Source organism: Paenibacillus sp. Aloe-11 (assembly GCF_000245715.1).
Classification (GTDB): Bacteria; Bacillota; Bacilli; order Paenibacillales; family Paenibacillaceae; genus Paenibacillus; species Paenibacillus kribbensis.
In genome coordinates this window covers 27,159-35,342 of sequence record NZ_JH601043.1, presented here as the reverse complement: position 1 = coordinate 35,342, position 8,184 = coordinate 27,159, and the positions used below count along the sequence as shown (strand labels likewise).

The window sequence follows — 8,184 nt, the reverse complement described above, 5'->3', positions numbered from 1 at the left end:
GACGAGCCTGTACCGGATTGGAAGGTTGCGACTGAAAAGGACAGCTCCGGTAAAGTGACTACCGTTACCTGGTCGGCGGAAAAAGACGGTATCCAAGCAGGGCAATACCAACGCTTCAGCTTTGTAGCGCAAAATGCAAACCAGAATACCGAAGCAGCCTGGGACGCCTTCCAGTATTACAGTGACGGAAGCATTGTGGAATGGACAGGCGACGAAGGAAGCAACAATCCTCATTCCATTACCAAAATAACGACAGAGGCCGCATCCGAAGCTCCTGCTCCTGCCGCAGACAGCGGGCACGATTCGGCGGGCACCGCAGCAGGCCATGCGAGCACAGGTACGGCTCAAGATAGCACTAGCCCCGCGCCCGCTTCGAACCCTGCTACCGAAGCCGCGCCTGCCGCTACTGCTCCAGCCAGCTCTGCCACACAAACGACAGCACTCGTCCTCTCGATGATTGCAGTCGTGCTTGGTGCAGCAGCTGTCGGCATTGCGCTCAAACGCCGCAAGTAACTGGGTTACGAACGTATAGAAGTTAGGTATATGACGTATTAATTATACGACGGTATAAAAATAAAAGCTGGGGCCATGTATCATGGCCCCAGCTTTCCCTAAAAACTTTATATATAGTAAAGTATAACCGATTAAGTAGTATTTCCACCTCATTATCTCTACACAATTACTCTAACAAAGCTTTTCCCTTTAAATTCGAATGTCATATTATAATCTTCCCAAATAAATAAATCATTTTGTTCTTCAGTAGTAACGATCCGATTAGCTTGTAAGGCATTTTTCAGTTCTTCTCGAAAACGTATAGGTCCTAATCGAAGAAAGCGTTCGATTCTTGCTGGTAGATTGTCAATCAATTCAAACTGATAAATAAAGCTATCGGGAATAAAGTCATTGTATGAAATTTCTTTAATATCAATAACCTCAATGTCATTTATAATAATACTTGTAATATGCGTGTCAAAAAAGTTGAGTCTAGAAACTCCCCATTCCATGTTTACAATATGTTCTGAATCACACAACTGTAAAATTGACTCTTGCAAATCCTCATAATGTAAGTGGCAATAAGCCAACAAGGCGGAGTTACGAATATTATATTTGATAAGCTCCGCCTCCTTTTTAAATACTCTTTAGTTCTTCCGTTATCTTACGCATTTCTAAGTGCTGATATTCCGCAATTTTCTCATCAAGTGCCTTTTTAAGAGCGTTATCAACTGATTCCCTGGTAATATGCTCATCTGAGAATAATCCAAATAAACCTTTATAAAATAAATTACGCGAATTGCTCAATAATTCATAATGTTTAAGATAATTACTGTGCAGGTAAACAAGTACATCAACATCTAGAAAAATTGCCTTAGTGTCATATTGATCATCTAAATGTTTGTAAAAATGCTCAGTCATAGTTTTAAAATTGCTCTCTTTAAACTTATTACTTATAAAAATATGTCCACTCAGTTGTTCTCTGTCACTGAAATATTGTATATAATCATTAGCATTTAAAGTATTTACATATTCAAGTGCCTTTCGTTGCTCTCCTTTGTCAAGATTATAACCTTGACCGTTAGTATTGAGCTTACAATCATAAGAGAATACATACTGTTTGGGCCTATTATTCCCCCTTTCTTTATAAGAGAGAGTAAATATACCCTCAGGAACCGGTTTACCTGAGAGCTCTTTTCCCCACTTTTCAGCATTTGGAAATATATCTTTTAACATTGCAAACACATCGTCTTCAAAATGTTTATCAGTATATTTCTTATTATTAATTTTTTCCGTTGTAATAGTTGTAAGTTCTGTGTGGGCGTCATTTGCAGCTGCTGATAAATATGTTTTGGAACGTCTGTATATCTTTTCCGAAATATCTTTAAGCATTAAAGGGAACAAATGTTCCTCTTCAATGTATATTCTACCAAAATTAATAGGTTCAACGCAACTATAATTACTATAATCTATTAGTTTTTCTGTCTGTCCAACAAGAATTAACATAGTAGGTTTTAAAAGCCTGTTTAGATTCTTTAAAGCAGCTTTATGCAATGCTTTTTCAGTAACAAGTACTTGTAATCCTTTTTCATTCGTCTCATCCCATAAATGCAAACATTTATATTCAGATGAGCCGATCTTAATATGATTCTCTCTAACTATCTTCCATGGGGTATTCCCAGTTTTACACTTACCTTTTACAAATTGATAAATAGCTTCAATATTCACAGTTACTAACTCATTAGAACCCTTACCAATTCTATCCCCTTCACAATCCACACATAAAGTCGGGACTTCCTCATCCTTTTCATAGTTATAATCGATTTTACAATTGTCACAATAATAAAACTTAGTAATTTTATCCTGAATAATGTTATGGCTACGAAGTTCTCCAAGCATGGATCTGACAAATGCACTAGGGTTCTCTACTTTAGAAACACCGAGTAAATAATCAATTTTATCTGCTTGCCCCTCTTCGAATTGTTCATTTGAAATTTCCGTGAACAGAGGAACACCAAATTTTTCAAAAAACTTTGAATTAAGTATTTCCTTGTTATCTATACTTAAATTACTATCATCCATAGTGAAAATTATATTTCCATTTTCCAAAATAGTAGACCTAATATTTCTGTTGCCTAGACTGGATTTAAAGTAGAGACTCTCCACATCTTTGATACTTGCCAAATTAATTGTTCCATTTGAATAAGCTTCTTCAACAGAGGGCCAAATATCCAAATAGTCTAATTCAAGTGTGATTTGTGGCGAATTTTTTAATGGACTACCGCGAAATTTTATCTTGTATACCATAAAATCAGTTACAGGTTTACCTGAGGCTGTAATTGTGGAACCATTAATAATACTGTTTACAAAGGTTTCTTTTTCATACGCCGCAAATACTTCTGACTCAATTAAAGATAAAGCACCTAAGGTTTTATCAAGATATATTCTGATAGCATTCTCTTCCATAATTAATGATTTAATTTCAACTGTATTCTTTTCTTCATCTATTAAAAACAGAGCTTGTGATACCTCTCGATTTCTTGGAGCAGATACAAAGTCTGGTTTGGGCGCATCACTAATTTGTCTATATAATAATATTAAAACTTTTTTAGAATGTATTGAGTAAGAAAAAACACGATAATGATTTTTACTGCCTGTTCCTTTAAAGAGAGTTTCTTTAAGTTCTTTATTATAAGAATCTTCGTTTGCAATTTTCCTAGCCTCATTAACCGTTATCTTTTTACTAAAAATGTATTTCTTCCCGGAAGACTTACTATCCCAAACAAAACAAGTAAATATCTCTACAAGATAGATCGGCGACATCCTATATAAGTGCAAAAGCTTCGCTAATGTTGAACGCTCATAGCGTATTCCCTCAAAAGCTAAATCATTATAGTACTTTTCAATTGTTTTTTTCTTTCGGTTAGATAAATCATGTAATAGTAGGAGTAATCTTCTCTCTTCCAAACTAAGTTTTAAGAGATTTTCTTTAATCTGCTCTTCATTACCACTATGATCTAATTCATACATTTGACATAACTCTTTTAAAGCTGGGAGCCTTAATACTACTAATACTCCTGACAGCTTCTTATGAACAAGGAGAGATTCCAGTTCCATAATCGCATCATAACGAACTCCTATTTCCCTCCAAAAAGCACCATCTAAAGCTTCTATTTTATAGTGTCTATTTAATACGTACATTCTTGTACTCCCTTCAAACAGTTCCTTTAGTAACTTATCGGAATATCAACAGTACAGATAATTTTCAAAGATTAATTAGGAATACTTCCGTTCTCTCCCCAACAAAAAACAACTTAATTTTAAAATTGGGTATAAATACTCACTTCTAACATTTGCTTATAGTAAAAGAGTACCAAAAAATCATTGTCCTATGCTGTAGAAAAATGTCGAACAAAAAAAACAATTTATTTTACAATTTCCTGAGGAGGTAAATCAATTGAAGTAGCAAAAAGTACCCACTAGATATAGCTCCCAACCTGTTATATGACAAATGTAAAACGACAGTGATTTGCACTTTACACCCTATAATTATAAAAAATATATTTATATAACATCAGAAAAAAATAAATAAAAAAAAACAATTAATAACAAAAATTTAATTAGTAAATCCGCTATCTTTTTTTCCGAATATTGTTTTTTCTCGCTCCTGCCACATTTTTATATGACGTTTAAATTTTTTCCTTTCCAAATAAATGCTCAGTTAAAGTAATCAAGACTTCACATTTGTAAGCTTTTCCAATAATAGATCTACAACCTGTCAACAATCAACTTTATTATTATACCAAAAAAAAGTAATATAGACCAAAAAAGGTTATATGAATTCTGTTAAATAGTTAGATGGGATAAAGCCATGCAAGGAAATACTAAAGGGGATTTTTACAAGAATTATATTGAGGAATGTTTGAGAAAAATAACAACCAATATCACTGGACAGACCTTTACCCAGAAAATGTACCTGATTAAGGGTAATTCATTTATTATTTTCAAACTTTAGATTTATATATAATATTCCCTCTCATCCTATACATTTCACATTCACCTATCTATCATTTTTTTGGTAAAATGGTAGACACCTCACGATTCTAGCATAATAGCTTTGCAATCTATTGAGCATAGGAGATCATAGGATGAAAATCGTAAATAAGGCTTTGTTATCCAGCGCTATTTTTCTAAGTACCGCAGCGGGCATCTATAGCCCCTTGGCACAAGCGGAGGCGGGCAAGGTCAGCATTATGCTGGACGGATACCCGTTGCCGTTCCCCGTGCAGCCCGCCATGATGAACGGCACGACCATGGTTCCTTTTCGTGCTATTTCGGAAGCTCTTGGCATTACCGTCAAATGGGACCAAGCCAGTCAAAGCATCACCGCTACCAAATCACAAGACTCTGCAACCAAGCAGGTGGTTCTGAAAATGGGCAGCCGCAATGCCACAGTAGATGGGCAAACGGTGCAGCTAACAGCCGCACCCCAAACCGTGCGCGGCAGCACGATGATCCCGTTAGGCTTTTTCGGGCAGCAGTTTGGGGCCACGGTCAACTGGAATCAGGCAACACGGACGGTCTCCATTACATCGCCACGTGAGGCCATGTATACGGTAGGCTTCTATGCGCTATCTTCCTTTGACCAGCGATCCAAGATACCCAATTTTAACGCCGTAGCCTTCGGCTGGAGCCGAATTGATACGAACGGACAGTTTACGACAACCGGCAAAGAATACAAATGGCCTCAAGCCGCTGGAGCCGTAACGCCGGAGTCTATCATCCAAGACGCAGATAGCCAGGGAACTTCCCCTTACCTGATGGTTTATTCGGTCGACGGCAATCACGAGCTGACCAAGGTTTTGGACAATGCGCAGCTTCAAGAGCAGACCATTTCCCAAATCGTCAGCACTGCCACTGACAAACAGTTCAAGGGCATCACGCTTGATCTGGAAGGATTGGGCTGGAGCGGCGATAAAGCCAAAGCACGTTCAGGCTACAACGCCTTTATCCAAAAGCTGTCGACCAAAGCGCATCAGGCTGGACTCAAGCTCACCGTCGTCCTGCATCCGCTGAACAGCTCATACTCTGGCTATGATTACAAGACGCTGGGCAATCTGGCGGACGATTTGATCATTATGGCTTATGATTATGGCCAAAAGGCGGCGCCTGAGCCTTTGGACAAAGTGGACGAAGCCATAAAGCTGGCCTTGAAGGAAACCTCGCGGGACAAGCTGATTTTGGGGATTTCGATGGGGAGCGAAAAAGACAGCACCGTTAACGCCAAGGTCGGTCTGGCCAAACGTTATGACCTCAAAGGCATCGCCATCTGGCGGCTGGGCATCATCGGAGAAACGGCTTGGGCGAAAATGAACGAGGCCATCGAGTTTAAATAGATGTACATTTTATAAAAATAATCCTGCCCTTATTCTGCCCGCTAATGTTCTCATACATCTGGTATGAAATCATCAGCGGGCTTTCCTTATGCCCACCTTAACAAAAATGCTTTCCCGAATTGGATGTTGTCGCCACAGGGTCGCCATTCTGCTCCCCATAAAAGATACCCCAGTCTCTCATAAAGTCCAGCAACGGCCTTAATGTATCCCCTAACGGGGTAAGCGAGTATTCCACGCGCGGCGGATTCTCATTATAAATTTGGCGATGTACAATGCCATCCCGCTCCAACTCACGCAACTGCAAGGTCAACATCCGCTGCGTAATATTGGGCAAGGTCCGTCGAATTTCATTGTAACGACGTGGTCCTGTGGTCAAATGATATAAGATGACTCCCTTCCATTTGCCGCCTATGACTCCGACGGTTTTCGCTACCGGACATCCAAAATTTACACTTACTGAATTTTCCATTTTATGCATCATGTATTCCCCTTCTTTCTGCAGGATGTAGACCTTTAGCCTTAGATCTGTAATAAGGAACAAATATGTGCGTACTTGTTCCCTTCAAAAACTTTCTATATGATGACTATATATTCGATATCAGCTCTCATTATATTAGCAGAAAATATATGAAGCACCAACCAAACCCAACTGGAGGGAATACGTTTTATGTCCAATACATCCGCTAAAAAACAGGAAATTCTGAACGCCTTTCTGTTTAGACACGCAACGAAGGAATTCGATCCTGATCGCATTATACCGGAGGAGGATTTTCAATTCATACTCGAAACCGGGCGTCTTTCCCCAAGCTCCGTCGGCTTCGAACCGTGGCAGTTTGTGGTCGTACAAAATCAGGCTTTAAGAGAAAAGCTCGCTGCGGTTTCCAGCGGCGGACAAAAGCAGATTCCTGCGGCCAGCCATGTTGTGCTCATTTTGGCGCGCAAGGATGTACGATATGATTCTCCTTACGTGGAGTATATGTATAAAGAGGTAAAAGGCATGTCCGAGGAAGACTTCGCTTCGCTACCGGGCCGCTACAAAATTTTTCAGGGTGTAAATCAACGCCTGCTGGAAAACGAACGTACACTGTTCGACTGGGCTTCCAAGCAGACCTATATCGCCTTGGGCAATATGATGACGGCGGCGGCTCAGATCGGCATTGATTCGTGCCCGATTGAGGGCTTTAACTACGATCAGGTGCATGCCATCCTGGAGGAAGAAGGACTGCTGGAGGACGGACGACTGGATATTTCGGTCATTGCCGCCTTCGGTTATCGCGCTCATGAACCCAAGCGGGAAAAATCCAGACAACCGCTGGAAAAGGTCACACGCTGGGTTCTGTAACCTGATACCCTGAACCTCCTCCTAAATACCAAGCAATGAAGTATCCAAAAAAACGGGCTGCGGCACTTCATCTGAAGGATGAACACACCGCAGCCCGCTTTTTTATACACCTTCAATCTCTATTAGATGCTCATGCCACAGCCTCATGGTTCCACAGCCTTATCCGTAGCATTTTCTGTTCTAATGGATCAGCATACGGATGCCTGTCAGGACAATACCGATCAGGAAGCCTGTAACCGCACCGTTAATACGTATCCATTGCAAATCCTGTCCCAGCTTGTCTTCCATCAACGCAATCAGAGATTTATTATCCATTTTATCTACATTTTCGCGTACCAGATTACCAATCCGGCTGTGGTTGGCTTCCACCAATCCGGTAATCTCCTCCACTATTCGTGCATTGATCTTGTCCAACAGCTCGGTGTTTCCTCTCAAATCAGTCAGCATCCGATCCAATAGCGGTAAAATATAGGTCGGCACATAGCTTCCGTCCTCCATATAGTTCAATAAACGTGCACGCAGCTCCTCCATTTTACCGAGCACCGACGCATCGCCTTCCCAGGCTTCAACAAGGCTGTTCTTCCAGCCGTTCAATCCTTCCTGAACCGTATCCTTTGTCGCTAATCGGGTCAACTGTGTTCTCAGACCATCCTGTACAGCCTGACGGTGCGGATGCTCTTCTCTTTGCAGTTCTGCTACCTGATTCAACAGGAAATGGCGAATCATTTCACCCATACGCTCTTCGTTCAGATAGCCGAGGAACGCATTCAAGGCAAACTGCATCAGCCCGCTCACCTGTAAACCGCTGATAGCCTGCATTCCCAAGGCACCCAGCGTGTAGCCTGTCTCCGGCTTCAAAAGCCAGGACTCAGCCTGCTCCAGTGTGTAATCCAGTACCTGGCGATCGTAGCCCTTCGCACTGGTTTGATAAGCAAGTGCCTCCAGTAATGGCCC

Annotated in this window: 6 protein-coding genes and 1 pseudogene; 3 read left to right on the top strand and 4 right to left on the bottom strand. The window is 40.8% G+C overall.

Annotated elements, in window-relative coordinates; genetic code table 11:
• Nucleotides 1–513: pseudogene (locus tag WG8_RS02325) on the top strand (DUF1775 domain-containing protein); the annotation flags it as partial.
• 158 nt (nt 514–671) lie between these two features.
• On the opposite strand, the gene WG8_RS02320 reads toward WG8_RS02325, so the two are convergent.
• Together WG8_RS02320 and WG8_RS02315 are read right to left on the bottom strand one after the other, a co-directional pair.
• Complete coding sequence (locus tag WG8_RS02320) at nt 672–1,052, bottom strand: hypothetical protein (protein ID WP_232289036.1); 381 nt, start codon at nt 1,050–1,052, stop codon at nt 672–674.
• Between the two features lie 76 nt (nt 1,053–1,128).
• Complete coding sequence (locus WG8_RS02315) at nt 1,129–3,693, bottom strand: hypothetical protein (RefSeq protein WP_043890704.1); 2,565 nt, start codon at nt 3,691–3,693, stop codon at nt 1,129–1,131.
• A gap of 947 nt (nt 3,694–4,640) precedes the next feature.
• Here WG8_RS02315 and WG8_RS02310 point away from each other — a divergent pair.
• Entirely contained in the window at nt 4,641–5,888 is a 1,248-nt protein-coding gene (locus WG8_RS02310; RefSeq protein ID WP_007428451.1) for a stalk domain-containing protein, read from the top strand.
• Between the two features lie 97 nt (nt 5,889–5,985).
• Here WG8_RS02310 and WG8_RS02305 read toward each other — a convergent pair whose 3' ends face one another.
• A complete protein-coding gene (locus WG8_RS02305; protein WP_007428450.1) occupies nt 5,986–6,366 on the bottom strand; it encodes a winged helix-turn-helix transcriptional regulator in 381 nt (126 codons plus the stop codon).
• A gap of 189 nt (nt 6,367–6,555) precedes the next feature.
• Here WG8_RS02305 and WG8_RS02300 point away from each other — a divergent pair, with 189 nt between their 5' ends.
• Nucleotides 6,556–7,230, top strand: a complete 675-nt coding sequence (locus tag WG8_RS02300) for an NAD(P)H-dependent oxidoreductase (protein ID WP_007428449.1) — start codon at nt 6,556–6,558, stop codon at nt 7,228–7,230.
• Nucleotides 7,231–7,410: 180 nt separating this feature from the next.
• Here WG8_RS02300 and WG8_RS27725 read toward each other — a convergent pair.
• A partial coding sequence (locus WG8_RS27725; protein WP_007428448.1) for a DUF445 family protein occupies nt 7,411–8,184 on the bottom strand: 774 nt, incomplete at its 5' end.